This window comes from Winkia neuii subsp. neuii DSM 8576 (assembly GCF_000420405.1).
Lineage (GTDB): Bacteria > Actinomycetota > Actinomycetes > Actinomycetales > Actinomycetaceae > Winkia > Winkia neuii.
This window is the reverse complement of sequence record NZ_ATUW01000004.1, coordinates 52,665-77,818: the sequence shown is the minus strand read 5'-3', so window position 1 is coordinate 77,818 and position 25,154 is coordinate 52,665. Positions and strand designations below refer to the sequence as shown.

Genomic DNA, 25,154 nt, shown 5'->3' with positions numbered 1-25,154 from the left:
ATCTAAATGGGTGGGCTATTTGCCCACCCATTTCTATTTGAGTGGCACCTGCCATTCCATTAGCGTTCCCCTGTGGGTGGGGCGCGCTCCAATTGAAAAATTGCCGCCGTGTCGGCGCGCACGGGCCGCTAGGTTATCTAGTCCGGAGCGCCGGGTATTTGACCGGTCCAGCCCGGCTCCGTCGTCGGTTACCTCGATGCGCACGCGCCCTTGTTGGATTCTGCTCGAGACGTCAACGCGAACCATTACCGAGGAGGCGTGGGCGTGGCGGGCGGCATTAGAAAGCCCTTCGCGGACCACAGCTACTACGTCGTCGGCTATGTCGGAGCCGACCTGATCGTCGATCATCTGGATTAGTTCTTCTTCGTCAATGTCGTCGCCGGTTAGTTCAGTATTGTCGGCAACAATTATTAGCGAGGGCGCAAAGCCCAGCAGGGTGCGTGCGAGGGATGCCTCTCGCCGCAGTCGTTCTACGAGTACTACACCGGCATCTGGCTCGCGTAGGTTGTGCACGATGGCCCGAATTTGTTTTACTGAATCGTCTACGGAGGCGAGAGCTTTTTCGAGGATGTCAATTGCCTCTTTGTCGTCACGCTTGCCGGTAGCAATGGCGTGTTTAGCTCCATCTATTTGCATGCCTGTGGCAAATAACTGCTGAATGGCTAGGTCGTGTAGATCGCGGCCTATCCGTGAACGTTCATCGAGCAGTGTGGCTATGTCCTCGCTGTGCCGGGCTGAGGCCAATTCCAAGGCTAGAGCTGCCTGCGCTGAGACGGATTCGGCAAGCTCCAGTTCGCCCTGGGTAAACTCGGGGTGGCCGGGCCTGCGCAAGAGGAGGAGGACCCCGGTTGCAGTTCCGCGAGCTAGCAGTGGGGCGTACAGCGCCGGGCCCCATTTTGACAGTTCGGGTACGCGCATTGTTTGCGCTCTGCGCATTGAATCTACTACTAGGCCGGCGCCTTCGTGCAGTACGGACATGGCCCTGCCATCTTCGGGGAAGCGCAGGCCAATTAGCCCTTGGGCTCCGTCTCCGTCAGCAATTTCGCACGCGTATACGTCGCCTACCGAAGGAAGGATAAGCAGGGCTGTGTCGGCCTCGGCAACCTCCCGCACTCGGCGGGCGATGGCTTCCAGTGCTTCTTCTTCGTCAGTGCCTTCTAGGAGCATCGTGGTAAGTGATTGGGATACTTTCACCCATTTTTCGCGTTTTCGCGCGTCTTGGTATAGGCGCGCATTTTCCACTGCCACGGCGGCTACTGCAGCCAGTCCCAATATAACCTTGAGGTCGTCGTCGGAAAAGTCGCGGTCGTCACTAATTAGGTAGAGCCTGCCAATAATCTGTTCGTGCATAGAAACGGGCACGCACATCAGTGACTGTGCCTGCGGCCAGATGGAATTGAACAGCTCGTTGTCTGGACCCAGGATTACTCCGTGACCGTGTGCTAGTCCGATCTGCTTTTCGGCCTTAGAGAGTAGGGATTGTTGGGAGGGAATGTCGAGCCCGTCGATCCCGGAGTGGTAGATTCTGGAGAGTTCCCCCCGGTTGTCGAGCATAGTCATTGACCCGCAGGAAGCATCCACTAGCTGGCAGGCCTTGTTGACAAAATCCTGTAGCACTCCGGGAACTGCTAGGCGGCCAGCTAATTCTAAGAAGGCCGTCAGTAGCGACATGTCCTTGTGCAGTCGGTCAGTCTCCATATACATATTCCTCCTGTCGTGCTGCCCACGCGTAGGAATCGTTTGTACGCATCAGTGTGCCGTGGCTGCCGCGGGCGACGACTTTGGCTTTATCCCCATCTGGAGCCATCATAAGCACCTCGTCGGCGGCGCCAAGAGCAGACAGGCGGTGGGTCACGACAAGTACACCTTTGTCAGTTTTGGGGGAAAGGATGTCGGAGAGAATTTTGTCGGCAGTTTTTGGGTCTATGTGTTCGCCGGGCTCATCTAACAACATAAGGGGAGCCGCGGAGGCAAGCGCACGGGCAATGAGTATGCGCCTGCGTTCACCGCCAGAGATGGTAGTTCCTCCAGAACCAATTACGGTGTCTAATCCTTCTGGTAAGGAATCCGCCCACTGTCCAAGACCTGCCTGCGAAAGAAGGGCGTGAGCCTGCTCTTTCGAAATGTCGCCGCGGGCGACGCGAATGTTTTCTAAAACGGTGGTTTCGAAGATGTGGGCGTCTTCGGCCGTTACTGTGACCGCTTTGGTGGCTGCTGGTCTAGACAGCAAACTGATGGGTTTTCCGTCAATTAGCACACTGCCAGCCTTGGGTTCTAGCATGCCGGCAAGTGTGAACAGCAGGGTGGATTTGCCTATTCCCGAGGGCCCTACAATTGCTAGGCGGGAAGAGGGCGTGATTGTCAGGTTTATGCCTTCGGCAATTACCGGACCGCCGGGCCAACCAATTGCTAAGTCTTTTGCTTCCAGCCGGGAGCCGGCGGGGGTGAAAGAAGAATATTTTTTGTAGTGCTCAGGGTTTTCCAGCAGTCCTTCAATCCTTTTTGCTGCTCCTGCAGAGGCTACGAGCTGGACGGCTGCCGGCCCTAGCAATGCGGTACCTTCAAAGGCGGACAGGGGGGTTAGCACCACTACTGCGAGCCCGACCGGAGAGAGCGTTCCTGCGTGCATCGCCCAGATGCCAAAGACAATGGCTCCGATTACTGAAAGGGAAGTGGCTATATCGTTCATTGCGCCTGCCCAGCCGTTTGGATAGGCTGCCTTGTCTTTTGCCTGCGTTAGCTGCTGGTCGGTGCGTACAAAATGGGCGTCCATCGCTTCGGTACGTCCGAGCACCGCTAATTCAGATGCGCCGTCGAGCATGGTCATTGCGGAACTAGACATCTCGGTGCGAGCGCGTTGGTTGGCAAGTTCAGCGTTCCTGGTGGCTTTGGCGCTGAGCAAGGGGGATATAAGTCCGGAAAGAACTAAGCACAGTGCCAGCACCAGGGCACATTTCGGATCTAGCAATGCAATTCCCAAGCAGGTAAATACTCCAACCACGACTGCTACCGTTGCTGGCAGAAGGGATTTCACTACAAAATCCCCTACGGCGTCTACATCTGCACCAGTGCGTGCTAACAGGTCACCGCGTCTAATGCTGGCCACCTTGGATGTGGAGGAGGAGGCTAGCGATTCGTAGACTCCTGCGCGTAGGGACCCCATCCCGGAAAGGGCTACCCAGTGTGAGCTAAGACGCTCTAGGTACCTTAGTACTGCCCTAGAGATCCCGAACATGCGCACCCCTGTGGCAGCGACCGACAGTGTAAGTACGGGGGGCATTTGGGAGGCTCGGGCGATAAGCCAAGCAGAGGTTGCCCCGAGGGAAACCGCTGCGCCAAGCCCCAGAGAACCGAATAGCACCGATAGTGCGAACCATTTCTTGTTGATATTTAAAAGACGCAGAGTTTTGCGCAGAGCGCGGAATTCGTCTGGTTTCAAGAAAATCATTTTTGCTCCACTGCTCTCTCGTCTAGAAAACCATATTCTTCTAGGGGCACTGCTCCAGCTCCAGAGACATTGCTTGTCAAAAGCTCTTTATCTTCTTCGCTCATGGGCGCAGAAGTAACGCGCACGAGTTGGTCGGCTACTTTTTGCAAGGGGGCGCGGTGGGCGATGAGGAGGATCGTTTTGCCTTGCTCACGCAGCTTGACTACTGCGCGGGCTACCTGTGCTTCGAGCTGTGCATCCAAATGGGCTGTCGGTTCGTCCAGTATGACCAACTGTTCTTTTCCTAGCAGTGCCCTGGTGAGGGCGAGCCGTTGCCGTTGACCCACGGACAGGCCGACACCGCCTTGGCCAATTTGGGTGCGCCAGCCGTCTTTACAAGAGCGCACCACCACGTCGAATCCAGTTGCCCTGGCAGCCTCTGCGAGTGGTCCGGTGGCGACCCCGTCTGGGCAGAGCGTCGCCTGTTTGGCAGGCTCGTCACAGATGTTCTGGATTATTGATCCGGGTAGCAGTACAGGGGATTGGGGGACCCAGGTAATTTGTTGTCGCCAAGAGTCCATATTCACGTCGGTCAGTGCTACATTCGTATCGCCATGAAGTAGGATCGCTCCTCTCTCAAATCGTTGCAAACCCAAAAGAGCCATGACAGTAGTTGTTTTTCCTGCGCCGGAAGCACCGACGAGGGCGGTCATAGAACCCGGAGACATGGTGAAACTTAGCTCGTGAGGAGCCCACATACCGCGTGCTGCAACGGACAATGCCTCAACTTTGATGTCAGTGCGAGCTAGATCCGGGGCGGGGATGGTGCCGGCCTCGAGCTGTGGAGTTTCTAAGATCGCAAATGCAGATTCAGCTGCAGCTAGACCATTTGAGGAAGCATGGAATTGTTTGCCTACCTCGCGTAGGGGCAGGTAGACCTCGGGGGCGAGCATTATTACTGCTAAAGCGGGAGCTAGGCCAATATTTCCGTACACCAATCGGAAGCCAGTTTCCACCGCCACCAGAGCTACAGAAAGTGTAGCGATGAACTCCAATACGCCTCCAGAGAGGAACGCAACTGAAAGGGTGCGCATAGTGGTGCGCGCGTAGTTGTCACCCAATTTGCGCACTTCACGAATGGGGCCCCGTTCGCGCCCGAGCGCTTTGAGGGTGGTCAGCCCCGATATTAGATCTAACAGTTGGCGGCCTAATTGCTGCATCGAGGCCAGACGGCGGTTGGAGGCCTCCTGAGTGAGTCTGCCAATCAAAATCATGAAGATAGGAATCAACGGAATAGTTATTACGGCTACAATTGCCGAGAGCCAATCGAGCCAGAGCATCACCGCTAAGGCTGCTGGGGTAACGGTGCAGGTGAGTATGAGCTGCGGGAGGTAGTTTACGAAGTAGGGGCCGAGGTCGTCTAGTGCGCGTGTTAGCAATGTGACGGTGTCTGCCCCCTTGCGGGCTTGCCAGCGAGGGCCTAGTTGCATCGCTTTGCGAAGCACACTATGGCGCAGTTCCACGATAGTTTTAGTGGCTGCTTTGTGGGACTGGGATTCGCGGACGAACATAACAAGCGCGCGTGCAAGCGCTACGCCTAGGAGCACCCAAACTAGGTGTTTTACGTCGCTCAGCTTTTTCCCCTCGGTAATGACCGGACTAATGGTCCAGGCAATTAGAACGTCCTGAGCGATTACCAAGATCGCGGTTATGAACCCTAGTACCGCAACTAGAGCAATATAGTTACGGGCAGATTTTGCGTATTTTAGAAGACGCGGATCGAATGGTTTCACAGGCCTTAGGCTTTCATACTTATTTGCAGATTGACCATATGACGAGGCTGGAGGGGCCACTAATGTGACCCCTCCAGCCTGCTCAGGTGTGTCTAGCCAACTAGGAAGTTAGCTCCAGAGCGAATTTTGTCCCATACAACACCGGGGTTGGACGAGACGTTATCAATAGAGATCCTTTCGCGGAACTTCCAGTAGCTCCAGCACGTGTAGCCAAGAACCACAGGTACCAAGATAACTGCGACTATGGACATCACGATGAGTGTGGAGTTCGTAGAAGAAGCTTGTTCGATGGTCAGGTTGAAGGCAGGATCGATGCTGGACTTCATCACTGACGGGAACATAGAGGTGAAGACCCACGCCACGGCGCCGGCGATACCAATGCCGGAGCAGATGAATGCGGCGCCCTCGCGATTCACGTTGGCGAAGAATGCTGCAGCGATAAATGCCAAAGCGGCTACTACGAGCGGAATCCAACCGAAGAGCTTTTGCGAGGAGTAGGCGAACTGGCCCCAGAGTGCCACTACAGCTACTAATACGACCGCTACCAGAGTAGCCTTCTTAGACAGCGACTTGAAGCGATCATAGACGATTCCGGTGGTCTTAAGCTCACCGTACAAGGTTGCGTGAGCGAACCATACTGCGGCGAGCATCAAACCCCCAAGAATGGTGTACGGGGTTAAAAGTGAGAAGAAACCACCGGTGAGGTTGTGTACGTGAGTTTGCAGCAGAGCTGGGGTGACATCGGCTGGGTTAACACCTTGCAGCGGATGCGCCGGATCTACTACCTGAATCTTCATCCCCTGAACCAGATTGGCAAAGGCGACGCCGAATAGGATCGGCACAAGCCAGGCAACTACTACGTGGATTGCGTCCCAGCGAGCCCTCCATTTTTCGGAAGCAACCTTGGCGCGCCATTCAACTGCAGAAATACGCAAAATTAGGCAAACCAGGATCAGGAATAGAGCCAGGTACATGCCCGAGAACATGGTCGCGTACCATTCGGGGAAGGCCGCGAAGGTTGCGCCACCTGCGGTCAGTAGCCAAACCTCGTTAGCGTCCCAGACTGGGCCGACAGTGCGAATAACTTGAGTGCGTTCCCTGTCGTTTTTTGCTACGAACGGAAGGGTCATTCCGATACCTAGCGAAAAACCTTCGAGGAACAGGTAGCCAGTCCAGAGGACGGCGATGAGGATAAACCAAAGAACCTGTAAAAATGTCATTTTTGTGCCTCGAGTCCTTAGTACGCGAACGAGAGCGACTGGTCGTCGGCGTGGTCGGCTTGTCCGTCACTAGCTTTGGCGGTGTGTACGCCTTCCTTTGCGTAACGGATCATGAGCAGGAGCCAAATCACGCCAAGTGCACCGTATAGGACGGTAAACAAGATCATGGTTAGTAGCACCTGCACTGCCGGTACAGCGCCGGAAACGCCGAATTGGGTAAGCATCCAAACCTGACCCACAGGGCTGTCTAGGTTGTTCGGGAAAACAACGAAGGGTTGGCGGCCAATTTCGGTGAAGATCCACCCAAAGGCGATGCCCAATAGGGGGAACGGAATCATGGCGAGACCGAACTTAGCTAGGCCGGTCGAGGTTGAAACCTTGCCCTTGCGAGTGGCGTAGAGGCCAACGAGGGCGAAGATCATCGAGATCAGACCGAGTCCGATCATTGCGCGGAATGACCAGAACGTGGCCATTACCGGAGGGGTCACCTTGTCTACCCCAAAGTCGGAGGCGTAGCTCTTGTTCAGGTCGTTCATGCCTTCAACTTCTGTCGAGGGGGAATTGCCCGAAAGGATAGAAGCTACCGAAGGGATCTGCCCCACGTGCGTTATGCCCTTGCCATCAGCTCCGCATTCAGAGCCGAAAGCCGCGATTGTAAAGGGAGCGTGGGATTGGGTGTTGCAAATTGCCTCGGCAGCCGCCATCTTGGTGGGCTGCTCGGCAACCATGTGCACACCTTCCATGTGACCGGTAATACCGGTCAAGATGCCGGCAACGAGCATGAGCATCAGGCCAAACCGGGTAATCGGATGCCAGACGTTCTGTGACTCCTCGAGCGCCTCCTGATGGGCCGATACCTGGGAGCTGTCGGAGTTAGAAGCTGCGACAGTGGAACTGCCAGCGCGGGCAGCGCGCGCAGCCTGGTCGACATCAAGATTCTTTGCTCCAGCAGAGGTAGTTGCGCCGGCTCGCGCAGTGCGGACCATCCACCACATAGCGACACCGGCGATCAGGCCGGCACTCAGCAGCCAAGAGGTAGTTAATACGTGCAGCCAAGCTAGCCACAGAGTGGGGTTGAAAACAACCTCTAAAAAGCCTGAGGTCCCATCCAGTTCTGCGCGTCCTGTTTCTGCATTGAAAACGGCGCCAACCGGGTGCTGCATCCACGAGTTCGCTCCGATGATCCATAGGGCAGAGGTGTTTACGCCCAGAGCTGCCAACCAGATCATTGCGGTGTGGGCCTTCTTGGATAGGCGCCCCCACCCGAAGATCCAAAGTCCGATGAAAGTGGATTCGAGGAAGAAGGAGAGTAGGGCTTCGACTGCTAGAGGAGCACCGAAGATGTCGCCCACGTAGCGAGAATATTCGGACCAGTTCATACCGAACTGGAATTCCTGCACGATGCCGGTGGAAACACCGAGGGCGAAGTTGATCAAGAATAATTTGCCAAATAGCCGCGTCGCCTTCAGCCAGTAATCCTTACCAGTGCGTAGCCACATGGTCTGCATGCACGCAACGAATAGGGATAGACCGATGGTGAGCGGAACCAGAATGAAGTGGTAGACGGTAGTTATACCGAACTGCCACCGCGCCAAAGTTAGCGCGTCGAGCGCTGTTGGGGCGACAGACATCATTATGCCTTTCCGCTTGAAATGGTGGATCTATTGATATTTGTGTTGTCTGTTGGTAGGTAACTAAACCCACTTGGTGACAACCATGTCATTAAGATACTAAACAACGACGCAGAAAACATAGAAATCGGCAGCGTTTTGAATGTTTCTCAGCGGTTTGAGCGAGGTTACCAGGTGCTTGTTTTTCGCATCACTGATATCACTTAATCTTTAATTTGTTTCCTGTGGAATAATGGGACCAGACGTTGGGCTGCGCATCCAGACTCAGCGACTTTCTCCGGCTGCGGCCGTTGGCAGAAAGTGTAGAAAGGCTTCCGCGTTTCGACGCGAGACGGGACGGTAGGTGCGTGCCAGTCCGCAATATAAAGGAATATCTAGTGTCAAACTCAACAGAACAGAGCTCGGCGGGCCTCCCTCGTCCGCCGGCAGCTACTTTGCTCTTTCAAGCACCCGACCTTGCAAATGCTGTTCCAGCTCCGGCGTCTAATTTGGTCGAAGATGGCGATGGGCGAGCCAGGGGGTCTAAAGCTAAGAGCTCCGAAAAAGACGGACCGAAGAGGGCGCGTCCGGCTAAAAAGCGCGACTCCAATAAAAAGGATGGGAAAAAGTCCGAACTCTCACGCGGTGGGGAGGGCGAGCAGGTCGAGGAGGCTAAGCCCGCCAAGAAGGCTAGGCGTCGGCGCAGGAGTGAAACAGAATCGGCCAAGTCGCAAAAAGGGGATGCCGACGAAAAATCCGAGGAGGTATCCAAAGATGTCGACTCTGACTCAGATGGAAGTGTAGAGTCGGATTCTTCTTCTCGGCGCAGGCGTAGGCGCAGGCGGGGAGTAGCTTCGACCGAGGAGGTTATGAGCGAGGTTACTGCGCTGAAGGGCTCTACCCGTCTCGAAGCGAAAAAGCAGCGCAGGCGCGAGGGCGGGCGCGAGGGACGCAAGCGTCACTCAATTACCGAGGCTGAGTTTTTAGCTCGGCGGGAGTCGGTAAAGCGCGACATGATTGTGCGCGAGCAGGATGGCTTAAATCAGATCGCCGTTTTGGAAGATGACCTGCTAGTCGAACACTATGTTGCCTCCCATACGCAGGTATCGATGGTGGGATCCATCTTTTTGGGGCGGGTGCAAAACGTCTTGCCGTCTATGGAGGCTGCTTTCGTCGACCTCGGGCGAGGCCGAAATGCGGTGCTCTATGCTGGCGAGGTCAATTGGGATGGCCTGGGGATGGCGGGCAAACCCCGCAAAATAGAGCAGGCGTTGAAATCTGGCGACAAGATAATGGTCCAGGTAACCAAGGATCCGATCGGCCATAAAGGAGCCCGCCTTACTGCGCAGATCACCTTGGCGGGGCGCTACCTGGTGATGGTTCCGGGTGGCAACATGATGGGGATTTCGCGCAAACTGCCCAGCAGTGAACGTTCCCGTTTGAAGGGGATCCTCAAGGATGTTGTTCCCAAGGGCAATGGGGTGATCGTGCGCACGGCTGCAGAGGGTGCTAGCGAAGAACAGATCCGAGCCGACATAGAGCGTCTAGCGAACCAATGGCAGTCTGTCCAAGACAAGGCTGCAAAGGCCACCAAAGCCCCCTTGCTGCTAAAAGGTGAGCCTGAATTGGCCCTGCGGGTGGTGCGCGACATCTTTAACGAAGATTTCAACTCCCTCCAAATTCAGGGCAAGGACGCTTACAAGTCCATCCACGACTACGTGGAGGAATTGAGTCCAGATCTGCTTGACCGAGTTCACCAGTGGGCAAAGAACCAGGACATTTTCGCTTCTCATAGAATCGACGAACAGCTTGCCAAAGGTATGGACCGCAAGGTTTGGTTGCCCTCTGGTGGGTATCTGATTATCGACCGCACCGAAGCTATGACGGTGATCGACGTAAATACCGGCAAGTACACTGGTGGCAAACAGGGTACCCTCGAGGAAACTGTTACAAAGAACAACTTGGAATCCGCAGAAGAGATAGTGCGGCAGCTGCGGTTGCGCGATATCGGTGGCATCATTGTGATCGATTTTGTCGACATGGTGCTTGAATCTAATCGCGAGCTCGTGCTTAGGCGCCTAATTGAGTGCCTGGGCAGAGACCGCACGCGTCACCAGGTAACTGAGGTAACCGCTCTGGGCCTGGTTCAGATGACTCGAAAACGTGTCGGCCAGGGGCTAGTTGAAGCCTTCTCGACTCCCTGCGAGTGCTGCGACGGGCGGGGTTTCATTGTTCACCAGCATCCCGTAGAGCGTGGCGAAACCAACGCTGCCGCTAACAAGAAGGATCGCAAGGCAGCCCAGAAGCGCAAGGCCGCTTCCGCAAAGGGCGAGCAATCTTCTGAGCACGTCCACGAGGCTGATCAGAAAACTCGTGACACGTTGGCAGCAATAGCAAAGGCAGCCGAGAGGTCTCATGACGAGTCCGCCGAGGGCGAAGCCCGCCCCGAACATGAGAAGGGTGGGTCTAAGAGGAAAGCTGCTAAGTCGAAGAGCAGCCGCAAGGAAGCTAAAGAAAAGCGGAATACGCCACAAATAGAACTTCCCGAGGTAAAAACTCGTGTCGAAACTAAACCAGCTGCGAAGATGGATCTCTCCGAGATTCAGCTCCCCGAAAGGAAGCCTGAATCGGAGGGCGGTTCTAAGCAGGCTCCGAAGCGGCGTTCTAGGCGTCGTGCAGCAACCTCAGCGCCGGTGAAAACTGACTCTGCCAGCAGTGGGAGCGGGGTTATGATTCGCTAGGCGTGATGTCGCATACAATCGAGCCAAGGCGGTTGCCCAAGGGGTCATAAACCGCGTAGTCTTGATCGTCGGTGCGCTAGTTGCGCGAGCAGCCCAGGCTGTTTTAAAAAATTTGTCCATATCAACAAGAGGAATGAGTCTAACGTGGTCTACGCGATCGTCAAGGCCGGTGGCCGCCAGGAGAAGGTCTCCGTCGGAGACGTTATCGTCGTCGACCGGCTGGATGCAGCAGTAGGTGACGAGGTCACCTTCCAGCCCGTCATGATCGGCGATGGTGACAAGGTCACCACCGATGCCTCCGCCCTGGAAAAGGCAACTGTCAAGGCAGAGGTCCTCGAGCCCACCAAGGGCCCGAAGATCAACATCATCAAGTACAAGAACAAGACGGGTTACCGCAAGCGTCAGGGGCATCGTCAACCACTGACCGCGGTCAAGATCACCTCGATCGCCTGATCTTTACAACTAAGGAAGCGTGAAAATATGTCAACTAAGAAGGGTCTTAGTTCGTCCCGCAACGGCCGTGATTCGAACGCGCAGCACCTTGGTGTGAAGCGTTTCGGCGGTCAGACTGTAAACGCAGGCGAGATTCTGGTCCGTCAGCGTGGCACCCACTTCCACCCCGGCGTCAACGTCGGCCGTGGCAAGGATGACACCCTGTTCGCCCTGGCAGCCGGCGCCGTCGAATTCGGCACCCGCCACGGCCGCAAGGTTGTAAATATCGTCACTGCCTAACTTTTAGGCTGCAGTGGGGGCGGACTCCTTGTCCGCCCCCACTTTTGTATATCCTGGCTACTTGTAAGGAGTAACCAATGGCTAACTTTGTAGATCGAGTAACCCTCTCTGCTGCTGGTGGAAACGGCGGACATGGATGTGTATCTATCCGGCGCGAAAAATATAAGCCGTTGGGCGGTCCCGATGGTGGTAATGGCGGTAATGGTGGATCTGTGATTGCCCGCGTTGATTTGGGTACCACTACTTTGTTGGATTTTCACCACTTACCTCACCGAAGGGCAGCTAACGGCACCCCAGGAATGGGGGATTTGCGCTCTGGTAAGAACGGGGAAGATCTGATTTTGCCGGTCCCTGAGGGTACCGTCATAAAAGATCAGCAGGGCAATGTGCTTGCGGATTTGAGTAGTGAGGGGCAGGAATATCTGATTGCCGCCGGGGGAATCGGGGGAGCCGGAAACGCTGCTTTAGCCTCAAAGAAACGAAAGGCTCCGGGGTTTGCTTTGCTCGGCGAACCGGGAACGGAGGCAACTGTAGTACTTGAGCTGAAATCGGTTGCAGATGTCGCGTTGGTCGGTTACCCGTCGGCTGGGAAATCCTCTCTTATCGCGGCGCTGTCGGCGGCACGTCCAAAGATCGCTGATTATCCGTTTACTACATTGGTTCCTAATCTTGGGGTAGTGAAGGCGGATCAGTTCCGCTACACGGTCGCTGACGTGCCCGGTCTGATACCGGGAGCCTCCCAGGGGAAGGGGCTGGGATTGGATTTCTTGCGCCACATTGAGCGTTGTTCGGTGATCGTTCACGTTCTCGACACGGTTGCTTTTGAACCGGAGCGCAATCCTGCAGACGATCTGGAAGTCATCGAGGACGAGTTAGCCAACTATCAGTCTGATCTGGATAAGCTCGAGGGCGTGATTCCGCTTAGCGAGCGGCCGCGCGTGATCGTGCTAAATAAGACCGATATACCCGATGGTTCTGATATGGCCGATTTGGTGCGTGAGTCTCTCGCGGATAAGGGGTGGCCCATATACCAGGTTTCAGCTGTCACTCATTCCGGGTTGCGGGAGCTGTCTTTTGCTCTGGGAAAGCTGGTCGAGGAAGAGCGGGCGAAAATGCCTGCGGCGCAGGAGTCGCGTCCGATTATTCGCCCCGTGCCCGTAGGGCCGCCAAAGATTACCGTTACCAAGCACACTCGCGATGGGGAACCTTTATTCCAGATTCGAGGACGCCGACCCGAGCGTTGGGTAATACAGACTGACTTCGGCAATGACGAGGCAGTGGGTTACTTGGCTGACCGGCTTAATGCCGCCGGGGTGGAAGAGCTCCTACTGGAGGCCGGAGCCCGTGCCGGGGATACCGTGGTTATTGGCGATCTAACAGATGGAGTCTTATTCGACTGGGAGCCCACCATGTCAACCGGGGCAGAGCTGCTGGGTAGAAGGGGCGAGGATCTTCGGTTGCAGCAGCGTTCCAGACCAACTCGCGAGGAAAAACGACGCGACTACTACGCGCGCATGGATGCGAAAACTGCTGCCCGCTCTGAGCTCGCAGCCGAGAAAGAAGAAGGACTGTGGACGGATCCCGACCAGTAGAAAAAATAGCGACCGCCCGAAGGGTGGTAATAAAACTTGGCTCTTCTTCTCTGACTCGTGCAGATGGCGGCTTGGATCTGAATCGCTTGGATCGGGTTGCAGCGCTGGTTGCGAACCGGTGTGCGCGTGGGGGACAGGCAGTTATAGTTTCTTCGGGCGCGGTGGCCGCAGGCATAACCCCGCTGGGGTTTGGTCGGCGTCCTCGTGATTTACCTGCCGTGCAAGCATGTGCGGCTATGGGGCAGGGGCTGCTGGTAGCCCGCTGGTCGGCTGCCTTCCAGGCTCATCACAAACTTGTAGCACAAATACTGCTGACCGGCGACGACGTAATGCGTCGGAGCCACTACACCAACGCTAAAGCTTCCTTTGAAAAGCTACTCAGCCTGGGCGTGGTGCCGATAGTAAACGAGAATGACGCGGTTACTACAGGCGAAATTCGCTTTGGTGACAACGACCGGCTTGCTGCTCTAGTTGCCCAGCTCGTCGATGCAGATTTGCTTGTGCTAGCTACTGACGTGGATGGCCTATACGATAAGCCGCCTGCTGTTGCGGGGGCAAAACGCATTAGCACTGTGCGAACGTTTTCCGATATTGCGAACGTGCAGGCGAGCGGGGCCGGCAAAGAAATTGGGACCGGGGGAATGGTTACAAAGCTGCACGCAGCCGCAATGGCTACTAGCGCAGGAATAGACACGCTGCTGCTATCTGCTGACAATTTGGGCCGAGGCTTGGATGGGGCCGATACCGGAACTTGGTTTAAGGCCACGGGGAAGCGACGTCCGTCGAGGGCGGATTGGATAGCAGACGCGGCGCGCGTGGCCGGTGCGATAGATATCGACAAGGGTGCAGCTCTGGCTATTGGGCGTGGCCACTCTTCGCTATTGGCCGCCGGAGTTGTGAGTGTCGAAGGGGAGTTCCCGGCTGGTTCAGTGGTGCAAGTGCGTTATCGAAATCAAGAACTCGGTAGAGGGGTCGTAGGGTTTGATTCAACAGAAATCGAGCATATTAAGGGGCTTACTTCCGTAAAGATCGAGGCAGCAGGGGAAGTTGCACGTCCTGTTGTACACCGTGACGATATGTCGATGAACGAGGCTGATTTAGAGGTGGCGGGAATATGAGGAGCGAAATTACGAAAGAAGTACGCGCCCGTGCTCAACGCGCGGCACGCGCACAGAAGGAACTGCGTGCAGCTGCAACCTGGCGGAAGAATGCTGCGCTCGAAAACATTGCCGCTGCTCTGTGCGCTAATGCCGATACGATCGTGGGGGCAAATCAGCTTGACATAGCCCGTGGCAAAGAGCAGGACATGAGCCAAGGCCTACTAGACCGCCTAGCATTGTCGAGGGCCCGCTTGGAGCAGATTTGCCGGGGGATAAAAGAGGTGGTTTCGCTTCCTGATCCGGTGGGGAAGGTAGTGCGTGGACAGAACCTCGAGAATGGTCTTCAACTTTGCCAGAAGAGGGTCCCAATTGGGACTCTCGGGGTAATCTACGAGGCCCGCCCTAACGTAACCGTCGACGTGGCTGCCCTGGCGCTAAAATCTGGTAACGCCGCTTTGCTCAGAGGTGGTTCTGCCGCTCGAAACTCGAATGAAGAATTGATTCGGGTAATAGGACAGGCGTTAGTCGAATCTGGTTTTTGCGCAGATTTGATCGTCTCCCTGGACGACTTAGGCAGGCCCGGGGCGAGTGCCCTCATGGAGGCACGTGGCTACATTGATCTACTCATTCCGCGTGGAGGCCATTCTCTGATTCAGGCGGTAGTTGAAAATGCTAAGGTCCCTGTAATCGAGACCGGCACTGGAAACTGTCACATTTACGTGTCTGCTAGTGCGGATATTGACCAGGCCGAGGCAGTCGTTTTGAATGCTAAGACCTCTAGGGTGGGGGTCTGTAATGCTGCAGAGACTCTACTACTCGATGCAGCCCTGCCTGAGCAGGCAAAAGTGCGCCTCTGCGAGGCGCTGACGCAGGCGGGGGTTACTTTGCATGCAGATCCCGAGGTCCGAAAAATGTTCCCCGGTGCCCAGGTAGCTACCAACGAGGATTGGGATCGCGAATATTTGTCTATGGATATTGCTGTAAAGATAGTTGACGGGGTCATAGAGGCGACTGATTTTATTGGCAAGCACTCCTCTGGCCACACGGAGGCTATTCTTGCGACCGATACCCGGGTTGTATCCGAATTTATCGCTCGCGTGGACAGTGCTGCGATTGCCGTGAATGCATCCACTCGATTTACCGATGGCGGCCAGCTTGGTTTGGGTGCGGAAATCGGTATTTCAACTCAGAAGATGCATGCTCGGGGGCCAATGGGGCTTGAGGAACTTACCACCACTACCTGGATATATACGGGGGAGGGACACATTAGGAAGTAAAATGGCGCGCAAAGCGAGTATTATTTTCCTATCTTCGGGAAGGTAGAGACATGGCAGTGGGGCCAGGAACAAAATCAAAACGCATCGGCATTATGGGTGGAACTTTCGATCCTATTCACAACGGCCACTTGGTCGCTGCTTCGGAAGTGCAGGATGTTTTCAACCTGGACGAGGTTATTTTCGTTCCTACTGCAACCCAGCCTTTCAAGAAGGGACGCAGGGTTACCCCGCCGGAACACCGGTACTTGATGACTGTAATTGCTACTTCCGAAAATCCTCGGTTTACGGTTTCCAGGGTCGACATTGATCGGGGTGGTACTACTTATACGATCGATACTCTTAGGGATTTGCGTAAGGAGCGTCCTGGGGCAGAATTTTTCTTTATTACTGGTGCCGATGCACTAGCGAAAATTATGCAGTGGAAAGACCACCAGGAAATGTTTAAGTTAGCTCATTTTGTGGGGGTGTCCCGCCCTGGGCATGAATTGCCCGAGGGGGTTGGGGGAAGTGCCGTAATGAGCTTGCTCGAGGTGCCTGCTTTGGCGATTTCCTCGACCGACGTGCGCGAGCGCGCTTCGCGGGGAGCTCCCATCTGGTACTTGGTTCCCGACGGGGTCGTGCGCTACGTGGATAAATACGAGCTTTATCAGGACCTGCAACCTTCGGGCAACAGGTAGGTGAAGTTCGAAAAAGTTCGTGTCTAGTGCTGAAGGGCTAACTTCCTCGCTATGCTGGAGGTGGGCCTGGCCCAACAAGAACAATCGAATTAACTTAGGAGCCCTGTGGCTGTTAGCGATACTGTACTGTCCGCTGTTCACGTTGCCGCCAAAGCTGCGGCAGATAAACTTTCAGACGATATTGTTGCGATCGATGTTTCTTCTAGATTGCCTTTTGTCGATGCGTTTCTTCTAGTTAGCGCCGATACGGACAGGCAGGTGGGGGCTGTCGTGTCTGCGGTAGAAGAAGACTTGCTCGAGGCCGGTTTCAAGGTGAGCCGCCGCGAGGGTTTGCAGGAGGCTACGTGGGTGGCTCTGGAGGCCGATGGGCTGCTGGTGCACGTTTTCCAACCTGAAGAACGCCACTATTACGGCTTAGAGCGCCTGTGGAAGGATTGTCCTAGGATAGATGTCTCTGGCGACCTTGGGATTTCTCAGACTGCGGTAACTGCATGAGTCAGATAGTGTTTTTGCGCCACGGGCAAACGGATTACAACCTTCAGCGGCGCTACCAAGGCCGAATTGATATCGGGTTGAATCAGACCGGTAGACAACAGGCTGCACGGGCTGCGCGGGTTTTGGCAGAAGAATTTGATTTTGAACGCATTGTTTCTTCTCCGCTGAGCCGTGCCAAAGTTACGGCGAGGGCTGTGGCTGATCTGGTTGGCCTTGCTGTCGAGGTCGACGACCGGCTTCTGGAACGAAGCTACGGTCTGGTGGAGGGACACACCTTCGGCGAATTTCAAAGCGAATTTAGTCAGGAATATTCGTTTTATAAGGAATCTGGCGAATGCCCCAGGTTGCGAATAGAACCACGTGCGCAGGTTGCCGAGCGTATCAGCGCGGCTATCTCAGAAATAGCTGCACACCTCGAGGGGACAGCCCTTGTTGTATCCCACGGTTCCGCTATCAGCCAAGGTATTGCCGGGGTGCTGGGATTAGATGCTTCTAGTTGGCAGGGAATAGGGGGGCCAGACAACTGCCACTGGTCGGTGCTTGCCTCAGCAAAACGTACTCCAGGATGGCGAATAACCCACCATAACCTGGGCGTTTAGCTACCTCCCAGAAAGCGTGACCAGTGCCACGCGTTCTGGATTTGGTTTTTCTGGGCCACTCCCGCTAAACTTATGGAGTCCGAACGGAACAGCTCAAGGGGCTATGGCGCAGTTGGTAGCGCGCTTCCATGGCATGGAAGAGGTCGGGGGTTCGAATCCCCCTAGCTCCACAAAATTTCAGATCCGCAGCAAAGTTGCGGATCTTTTTTATTTGGCATTTTGATGCGTTACTGAAGGTTTTGCTCCAATGTCTTGCCAAATATTAAGGGCTGGTATAAATTCCGCATTATTCCAACGAATAGTCTTTCTCTGGGACTAAAGCCTATTGTGTTTACCTCAGCTTTCCTGCAGTAATAAATTTTCTGAGTTAGCTCCCTCATACTCCCTCGAATGAGGTGTCTTTTTTACGGTGGCGGTGCAATCCTGTGGCTGCCTTGGTGCGCTCGCTGCGTGGGCGAACGCACCTAATAGTGAAGATTTCTAAGAAGGAGTAGAAATTGGCCAACAGGAACATGTTTCGCCCTCGGCAAGTTGTTGCGGCCTCTGCGCTCGCTGCTTTGACCGTAGCTGCGTTAGGCGGATGCGCTACCGGCAGTAAAAACGCAACTGATCGCTTCCAGCGCGAGGGAAACTCGATAGCAAAAAACGACTCTCCGTCGACGCCAACTGAAAAGCCCAAGCAGGAGAAAAAGACGCCTCCGCAAAACGAGACGGATGAATCCGGCTCGTCTGGGCAGGGAACCGAAGCCGGGGCACCTCCACTAGTTGCCCCTGGGGAACAAAGTGGATCTGGATGGACTGAAGATAGCGATTCTAGATTGATTGATCCGGCTTTTCCATCTGCAGTTCCCGGCGGCAAGAAGGCTCCCACTTGGAGCTACAAGGGCCCTGCGGGAGGGAGCCCGTACCCCTCTGGAGGACAGACGAGTGAAGCTAGCGAGCAGAGAACGTCTAGTACATCTGCGCATCCTACGCAGTCGGGCGAACTGCCCATGCCGGTTGAGCAGGCTAACCCTCCTAAACCCGCTAAAGGCGATCGGCAGGATAAACCGTCTAAGGGGAACGAGCAGACAGAGGCGACCGGGAAGGATTCGGCGAGGCCCGAGGATCCGCCCAAACAGAATGAGTCGGCAGAAGATGAAGGTAAGGGTGGAACCCAAGAAGGCTCCCTTTCGGAAGCTGTCGGATTCGCCCAGAAATCCTACGAGCAGGCTAGGGCTGCGTCGGAGCAGGCTAGGACCATTCTCCGGGGAGCGAATCTGCAGTTGCAGAAGAAGCAGCAAAATCTTTCGGCTGCTCGCTCAGAGCTCTCGGCCGCAAAGGATGCCCTAGCGAAGGCTCGCCAGAAGGCTACTTCCAGTAGCCGAAGGGCGCAGCGCAGCGCCCAGGCCTTGGCTGCCTTGCAAGAAAAGGCCAATGGGCAGCTGCAGCAGGCCCGCAGCAGGTTGGAGGCAGCCAGAGTAAGTGTAGCGAAGGCAAGTACTGCAGAACAGGCAGCTCGTGAACGTCTGGAGGATGCCCGATCTGAGGCTTTGCAGGCGCGTGAAATTGCGAGTGAGGCCGAAGTAGTTGCAGGCCAGGCGCAAGTTGCCTATGAAAAAGCGAAAGCTGCAGACGGGCACACCCAGGCCTGGCCAATAGGGGACTGGAGGAAGGTCTCGGTTCGAGACCGAGAGACCATGATCGCGCACGTGCTCATGGAGAAGATTAACGCTTACCGAGTGAAGGCGAATGCCCAACCTTTGGTATCCAACCATGCTGCGGACCATGCCTCTAAGGTGTGGTCTCAGTTTATGGCAGACACGAACACGTTTGAGCACACTAATCCAGCCCTTACTAAAGGAGATCCAAAGTACGCGGACGGACTTAAATACATGTACGCCGAAAATATCGCCTGGGTTGGGGGCGGGAAGTGGATGAGCCCGCTAGTAGTTGCCGACGAGATTTTCGACGCTTGGAAAAAGTCTCCTGGCCATAACACCAACATGCTTAGAGCAACCTGGACCTACCAGGGGCTAGGGGTAGTTACGACCAAAACAGGAGGCGTCTACGCCACACATCGCATGTATTCTGAGGGCAAACTTCCTCCGGAGGAGTCCTATAAGGTAGCCTCCAGTGAACCTATAGTAGGCGTGGATGTCACCGGCGATATCACCTACGAAGGCAAGCCGCAGGGCATTTCAACCTCGTACACCCCCAGCGGTGACGACGCACCCACCGAGCTGCCAGCTGGTTATGCGGACGGCTCTCAGGCTGTTAAGAAGGTTGAAGAGGCAAAGGAAAAGGTTGCACTCTCTCGAGGTGAAGCGGAGCGGGCTGCGGCCAGAGCCGGTGAAGCTGAAGAGAATGCTGCCCAGGCGCAGGCAGAGCATGAGCGGACTCTAACCGATGTGCAAACGGCTAAGGGGGTTGAGGCGGCGGCAGCCGCGCGCGTACGGGCAGAGGAAGATACCGTTGAAAATTCGCAGGTAGCCAAGGCGAAACAGGTGGCTGCAGAGGATGCGGCTGCTGCAGAGGCGGACCAGCGAACCCTCGCCGAGGACGAAGCTAGGGCCGAAAGTGCCGAGGACGCGGTCGACAGGGCAACGAGCGAGGTAAGAAGCGCCGAACGTCATCAGCAAGCAGCGCAGGCTAACGTGGAAGAAAAGGAAGCTGCCCAAGTACAAGCAGCTAATGCGTTGGAGAATGCGCAAAAGCAGGTAGAATCCTCCAATCGCTAATTAGTTAGTGGCGTGGTCCATTAATGGGCCACGCCACTAGTGTTTTAAAGAGCGTGTTTCATGAAAATGGAATATTTAATTGCGCATAATCTAGGTAATATCGGAAAACGTCTTGTATAGTTTTGGAAGAGCTACAGATAAATATTCAATGGTGAATATATGTTGGCTCGTATTTTAATACCCGCAGTTCAGAAGGAGTGTGAAGGGTTCAAGAACAGTAAAATGACGCAGCGCTCAATGAGGAGCGTGAAGCTAGTTCAGATATCAGAGCTCCACGTGTTAATTATGAATCTTAGGTGCAGTCTTTGTAATCTCTTTACCGCCCGTGACTTAAGACTCAGAGGGAGCGATTGATTGGGTGGTAGATAGTTACTGTTTCAAATCTACAGAAAAGGACCTCAAAATGTCTGAGGTAGAACACCACGAAGTTAGACAAGACAAGTCAGACGTCGGCTACGAAAAAGCGTTGAAGAACCGACACGTCCAAATGATCGCGATTGGCGGATCGATTGGGACCGGGCTCTTCTTAGGGGCCGGTGGTCGATTAGCGCAAGGCGGTCCCGCGCTGGCGATCTCATATGCGCTTTGCGGATTTTTTGCATTCATTATGGTAAGAGCTCTAGGGGAACTTACAATTCACCGCCCCTCTTCGGGTGCGTTCGTATCTTACGCGCGTGAATTCTTAGGTGAAAAGGCAGCCTATACAACTGGCTGGCTATTCTTCTTGGATTGGGCGGTTACGGTGATGGCAGATATTACTGCAGTCGCCCTTTATCTACACTACTGGGCTGCATTTAGCCATATTCCGCAATGGATATTGGCGGCTCTTGCGCTTGCCGTGGTCTTCACTCTGAACATCTTTTCCGTAAAGTTCTTCGGCGAGTTTGAGTTTTGGTTTGCTGCCATTAAAATTGCGGCTATTTTGGCGTTCATGGTGATCGCGATTTGGGCAATTGTTACAGGAGCTGCAGTTGGCCAGGAAACTGCCGGCATTCACAATCTGACTGCAAACGGCGGTTTCTTCCCCATGGGGGTACTGCCAATGTTTACCCTTTCTTTGGGAATTATCTTCGCTTTTGGTGGCACCGAGATGGTAGGTGTAGCTGCAGGCGAGGCTGCCGAGGCGCGCCACGTGCTTCCCAAGGCAATTAACTCCATGATTTTCCGCATTGCCTTCTTCTATGTCGGCTCGGTCATTCTTATGACTTTGGTGCTCCCGTGGACTGCCTATTCTAAAGATGAATCCCCATTCGTCACCTTCTTTACCGGCATTGGAGTTCCGCACGCCGGAGACATTATGCAGGTGGTCGTGCTTACCGCGGCGCTGTCGTCGCTAAACGCCGGCCTCTACGCGACTGGTCGTACTCTCCGCTCAATGGCGGTTGCCGGGGAAGCGCCGCGAATTGCTGCGAAGCTGAACAAACACAAAGTTCCCACCGGGGGGATTGCAATTACCGCGCTGCTAGGCCTCCTCGGGGTTCTAATTAACTACATCTATCCCACAAATGCCTTCGAAATTGTCATGAATCTGGCCGCTATCGGCATCGCGGGGACCTGGATTTCGGTTCTGGTTTCCCACTGGGTGTTTGTGCGCAAAGCGAGGGCCGGTGAAGCGACGCGTCCGGATTACCGATTGCCGTTTGCACCGTGGTCTAACCTCATAGCAATCATTTTCTTCGCCGGGGTCATTGTTTCGATGGCATTCGATACAGAGGGTATTGGCAGGCAGACGCTGCTAATGTTCTTGGGGGTTGCCCTAGCGATGATAATTGGGTGGTTCGCCGTTCGAAATAGAATCGATCCAGACCTGATGGATTCGATGCTAGATAGCGAAATTGAGGAGCTTCCTAAGGAGTAAAAATGCGGATTTCGGTAATTTACACCGGGGGTACCATTGGCATGGTATCTTCCCCGAACGGTCTAGTTCCCGGGGCTGATCTGCAGGGATGGCTCGAAAAATTGCTTGCCGGCACTGACCTCGACGGCGTAGCCGAGCTGACTGAGCTTCCCAGGCTTATAGATTCTTCGAACGCAACCCCCGCCGACTGGCAGGCAATATTGGATGCCATTAAGGCGGAAGATGCGGATGCTTTCGTGATCTTGCACGGTACTGACACGATGAGTTATACGGCAGCAGCACTGTCATATGCCCGCGTGGGAGCAAAAGAGCCAGTGGTAATTACCGGTTCGCAACTACCTCTGGGAGCGCCTGGCTCTGATGCGGGCAAGAATGTTATGGGAGCCCTCACTGCTGCGTCTTCGGGGAAAGTGGGCGGTGTGAGCCTCTACTTTGGTGACCACCTACTTGCGGGCAACCGGACCACGAAAGTCTCTTCGTGGGGTTTCGAGGGGTTTGCTTCGCCGGTAATTCCACCCCTGGCCACGGCAGGCGGGCCCTGGCATTGGAATAGCCTTGAAATGGGAGCGACCGCAGGGAACCTTCCCAAAGAAGAGATACGCAGGTACGCCCGTCACGACGTAACAGTTGTAGATCTAGTCCCGGGTATTACGGCGCAGAGGTTGCGGGCGTTGCTTACTCCGGCTCCAGAAGCAGTGATAATTCGAGCCTTTGGGGTGGGAAACTGTCCCTCGGATGAACCGGGCTTTGTGGACGTGATAAAGGACCTGGTCTCGGGCGGAGTTCCCGTGGTTATCTCTTCGCAGTGTATGCAGGCTGAGGTGGTGCTCGGAGCGTACGAAACAGGCGAGGTGCTCGCCAAAGTCGGTTGCGTCGGAGCTGCAGACATGACCCTCGAGGCAGTGTACGCGAAACTCGTCTTTTTGCTTTCGCAAGGGCTGAGTGCCAGTGAAATAAGGGATTGGATGCAAAAGCCTATCTGTGGCGAGCTATAACAAGCAAGGAGCTAAAAGAGGGGAGGGGAACCTCCCCTCTTTTAGCGCGCTCTAAAAATCTTGAATTCTATAAATGTAACTAAGGTTACAAGGGTTACAAAAGGGTTGTGATTTGGCCAAACTGGAGCAGTGGCCGGAGCCTACGGGAAGTGCTTTTCCATGTTAATGAAAATAGCGCGCGCTAATGGAGAGCAGTGCACTTGTATGCGCGGGATTACTTCCCCCAAAATAATAAGCGCCTAGTAGGCAGAGGCTACGAGGATGGAAGGAAAATGCGATGGTAAAGGTAAAAGCAGTAACGGGTGTAAAGAAAGACGTGAGGTCGATTTGCTACGCCTGCGTATTTAGCGCAGGGCTACTGCTAATAATCGCTGGAGCAGTGCTGTCTTCGCCGATTCCTGCGATTATCGGGGCCCTTTTGTTGGTAGGTTGCTCAGTGGCCGTTATGATAACTGAACCCGAAGCCCTGGATATCTACGCGCAGACCTATTCAGATTCAGATGCCTATTCTCTAAAGTAGACATAAAAATACTCCCCGCAAGGGGAGTATTTTTATGTCTACTTACTTATGCCTTCTTTGGGCGCGGAAGGAACGCAGATACCGTCGCACTTCGGGGGCAACCGTGATTGGCCTGGGGCGGTGTCGCGTACCGGCCTTCTCTGAGGTGATGTTTTCGGTAACCTCCTCGGATATTGCCTGTACTAGCATGGCGTGGCGAATCTGCCGATCCTGCTTGTCCAGCTCTTTTTTGGTTTTTCCGAGGTTTTTCCAGATAGATACCGCCATTCCAATTATTACCAGCGAGAATGGTAGCGCTCCCATAATAGAGAGCGACTGCAGCGCAGCCAGTCCGATATCTGCCGAAGCCGAGCCCAACACTGCGGCGGTTACGATTCCCGTCATAGCTGCCCAGGTTAGTCGCACCCACAGTGAGGGATCCGGGTTGCCTGCGGTCGAGAGCATCGAGATTACGTATGAGCCCGAATCTGAAGATGTGACGAAGAAGATCACGATCACGATCATTGCCACACCGCACAGTATTTGTGAGGCCGGCAAATGCTCTAGCGACTGGAAGAAGGCGGTGTTGGCGTCTATATTCCCGTCAGCTCCTGCGAAAGTAACATTGCGGAACATCTCTTGGTAGAGCGCATTTCCGCCCATAATTGCGAACCAGACGAAAGTTACTAACGTGGGTGCCGCAATAGTTCCGACAATGAATTCGCGTACCGTGCGTCCTTTAGAAATGCGTGCAATGAACACACCTACGAACGAGGACCAGGCCATCCACCAGCCCCAGTAGTACGTGGTCCAAGAAGCAAGCCACTCGGTACCTTTTATTCCTTGGAAGGGGAAGGTTCTAAAAGACATGTCAATTAGATTTCCAAAATAGGTACCCAAATCTTGCACGAATTCGTTTAGCAAGAATGTGGTGGGGCCTAGAGCTGCTACTGCAAAGGCGAGCAGGGCAGCTACTACTAGGTTGGTGTTCGACAGAAATTTGATGCCAGCATCCAAACCAGAGGCTACGGAAAGTGCAGCCAGCGCAGAGATTACAATCACGAGGATGATTAGGACGGTCTTGGTGGCGTGGTATCCGGTTAGGTATTCGATTCCTGCAGCAACCTGGTTCACCCCTAGCCCTAGAGAGGTGGAAATGCCTAGTACGGTGCCAATTACTGCCACCGCGTCGACAACGTCTCCGAAGTGTCCTTTGACTCGTTTTTCGCCGAGTACGGGCTCGAGAGTCCAGCGGATGGACATGGGCCGTCCCCTTCGGAATCCGGCCCAGGCGATGGCGAGCCCGACTATCGCGTAGATGGCCCACGGGTGCATGCCCCAGTGCAAGAAACTAGTGCCTATTGCCATGCGTGCATGCTCTGCCTCGGTAGTGGAGGCTCCCGGCGGGGGAGTCATGAAGTGTGAAAGAGGTTCCGCTGCGCCGTAAAAAACCAGCCCAATGCCCATGCCTGCCGCAAAGAGCATGGCGAACCACGAAATTGTGGAATATTCAGGTTCCTCGTCATCTTTGCCTAGCTTTAGGTCGCCGAACTTGCTAAATGCCACGACGAGGGCGAAAATTACGCAGCCGGTGGCGACTAGGACGTAGTACCAAGAAAAGGAGTCTACGATCTGGCTAGAGACTGTAGAAATGGCGGCTTCGAATTGCTGCGGAAAAACGATCGCGCTCAGTACAAACAGTATTAGCAGCACCACCGACGGGTAAAACACCCACTTGGAAACCCCCGCTACTGCATAATCTACTTTTTTCCTTTTAGATTTGTTCTGCGAAACTTCGGTTGACGATGTCATTACGCTC

At 54.7% G+C, this 25,154-nt stretch carries 19 protein-coding genes and 1 tRNA gene; 14 read left to right on the top strand and 6 right to left on the bottom strand.

All coding sequences use genetic code 11. The features are described from left to right. Nucleotides 1-33: 33 nt before the first annotated feature. The 5 genes from G437_RS0104945 to G437_RS0104925 form a co-directional block, all read right to left on the bottom strand. Nucleotides 34-1,698, bottom strand: a complete 1,665-nt coding sequence (locus G437_RS0104945) for a GAF domain-containing sensor histidine kinase (protein WP_024331473.1) — start codon at nt 1,696-1,698, stop codon at nt 34-36. Beyond that, complete coding sequence (cydC, locus tag G437_RS0104940; RefSeq protein ID WP_024331472.1) at nt 1,688-3,448, bottom strand: thiol reductant ABC exporter subunit CydC; 1,761 nt, start codon at nt 3,446-3,448, stop codon at nt 1,688-1,690. Before cydC ends, G437_RS0104945 begins: the two co-directional genes overlap by 11 nt. Further along, nucleotides 3,445-5,220, bottom strand: a complete 1,776-nt coding sequence (gene cydD, locus G437_RS0104935; protein WP_024331471.1) for a thiol reductant ABC exporter subunit CydD — start codon at nt 5,218-5,220, stop codon at nt 3,445-3,447. Before cydD ends, cydC begins: the two co-directional genes overlap by 4 nt. A gap of 92 nt (nt 5,221-5,312) precedes the next feature. After that, nucleotides 5,313-6,440, bottom strand: a complete 1,128-nt coding sequence (cydB, locus tag G437_RS0104930) for a cytochrome d ubiquinol oxidase subunit II (RefSeq protein ID WP_024331470.1) — start codon at nt 6,438-6,440, stop codon at nt 5,313-5,315. A 17-nt stretch (nt 6,441-6,457) separates the two neighbouring features. Beyond that, nucleotides 6,458-8,071, bottom strand: a complete 1,614-nt coding sequence (locus G437_RS0104925) for a cytochrome ubiquinol oxidase subunit I (protein WP_024331469.1) — start codon at nt 8,069-8,071, stop codon at nt 6,458-6,460. Nucleotides 8,072-8,448: 377 nt separating this feature from the next. Here G437_RS0104925 and G437_RS0104920 point away from each other — a divergent pair, with 377 nt between their 5' ends. From G437_RS0104920 to G437_RS0104845, 14 genes are all read left to right on the top strand, one after another. Continuing rightward, nucleotides 8,449-10,791 carry an Rne/Rng family ribonuclease gene (locus G437_RS0104920; RefSeq protein WP_024331468.1) on the top strand — a complete coding sequence of 781 codons (2,343 nt, stop codon included), beginning with the start codon at nt 8,449-8,451 and terminating at the stop codon, nt 10,789-10,791. Between the two features lie 144 nt (nt 10,792-10,935). Beyond that, nucleotides 10,936-11,244, top strand: a complete 309-nt coding sequence (gene rplU, locus G437_RS0104915; protein WP_024331467.1) for a 50S ribosomal protein L21 — start codon at nt 10,936-10,938, stop codon at nt 11,242-11,244. A 27-nt stretch (nt 11,245-11,271) separates the two neighbouring features. Further along, the gene (gene rpmA / locus G437_RS0104910; protein ID WP_004804982.1) at nt 11,272-11,523 is read left to right on the top strand and encodes a 50S ribosomal protein L27; all 252 of its coding nucleotides are present in this window, start codon (nt 11,272-11,274) and stop codon (nt 11,521-11,523) included. Between the two features lie 77 nt (nt 11,524-11,600). After that, nucleotides 11,601-13,115 carry a GTPase ObgE gene (gene obgE / locus G437_RS0104905; RefSeq protein ID WP_024331466.1) on the top strand — a complete coding sequence of 505 codons (1,515 nt, stop codon included), beginning with the start codon at nt 11,601-11,603 and terminating at the stop codon, nt 13,113-13,115. Beyond that, nucleotides 13,094-14,233 (top strand): glutamate 5-kinase, encoded by a 1,140-nt coding sequence (proB, locus tag G437_RS0104900; RefSeq protein WP_024331465.1) that lies wholly within the window; start codon nt 13,094-13,096, stop codon nt 14,231-14,233. The genes obgE and proB overlap by 22 nt, the downstream gene beginning before the upstream one ends. Next, nucleotides 14,230-15,492, top strand: a complete 1,263-nt coding sequence (locus G437_RS0104895; protein WP_024331464.1) for a glutamate-5-semialdehyde dehydrogenase — start codon at nt 14,230-14,232, stop codon at nt 15,490-15,492. Before proB ends, G437_RS0104895 begins: the two co-directional genes overlap by 4 nt. Before the next feature lie 50 nt (nt 15,493-15,542). Further along, entirely contained in the window at nt 15,543-16,169 is a 627-nt protein-coding gene (nadD, locus tag G437_RS0104890; RefSeq protein ID WP_024331463.1) for a nicotinate-nucleotide adenylyltransferase, read from the top strand. 105 nt (nt 16,170-16,274) lie between these two features. Beyond that, on the top strand, nt 16,275-16,664 hold the full coding sequence (gene rsfS, locus G437_RS0104885) for a ribosome silencing factor (RefSeq protein ID WP_024331462.1): 390 nt from the start codon (nt 16,275-16,277) through the stop codon (nt 16,662-16,664). Next, the gene (locus tag G437_RS0104880) at nt 16,661-17,263 is read left to right on the top strand and encodes a histidine phosphatase family protein (RefSeq protein ID WP_024331461.1); all 603 of its coding nucleotides are present in this window, start codon (nt 16,661-16,663) and stop codon (nt 17,261-17,263) included. The genes rsfS and G437_RS0104880 overlap by 4 nt, the downstream gene beginning before the upstream one ends. A 97-nt stretch (nt 17,264-17,360) precedes the next feature. Then, a tRNA-Ala gene (locus tag G437_RS0104875) sits at nt 17,361-17,433 on the top strand. Nucleotides 17,434-17,760: 327 nt separating this feature from the next. Then, nucleotides 17,761-19,983: a CAP domain-containing protein gene (locus G437_RS0104865; protein ID WP_141739501.1), complete on the top strand. Its 2,223-nt coding sequence runs from the start codon at nt 17,761-17,763 to the stop codon at nt 19,981-19,983. A gap of 403 nt (nt 19,984-20,386) precedes the next feature. Beyond that, nucleotides 20,387-21,841: an amino acid permease gene (locus G437_RS0104855; protein WP_024331458.1), complete on the top strand. Its 1,455-nt coding sequence runs from the start codon at nt 20,387-20,389 to the stop codon at nt 21,839-21,841. A gap of 2 nt (nt 21,842-21,843) precedes the next feature. Continuing rightward, on the top strand, nt 21,844-22,836 hold the full coding sequence (locus G437_RS0104850; protein ID WP_024331457.1) for an asparaginase: 993 nt from the start codon (nt 21,844-21,846) through the stop codon (nt 22,834-22,836). Between the two features lie 277 nt (nt 22,837-23,113). Further along, a complete protein-coding gene (locus G437_RS0104845; RefSeq protein WP_024331456.1) occupies nt 23,114-23,356 on the top strand; it encodes a hypothetical protein in 243 nt (80 codons plus the stop codon). A gap of 42 nt (nt 23,357-23,398) precedes the next feature. Here the strand turns inward: G437_RS0104845 and G437_RS0104840 are convergent, their stop codons facing one another. Then, nucleotides 23,399-25,147, bottom strand: coding sequence for a BCCT family transporter (locus G437_RS0104840; RefSeq protein WP_024331455.1), 1,749 nt, complete (start codon nt 25,145-25,147; stop codon nt 23,399-23,401). Between the last annotated feature and the right edge of the window lie 7 nt (nt 25,148-25,154).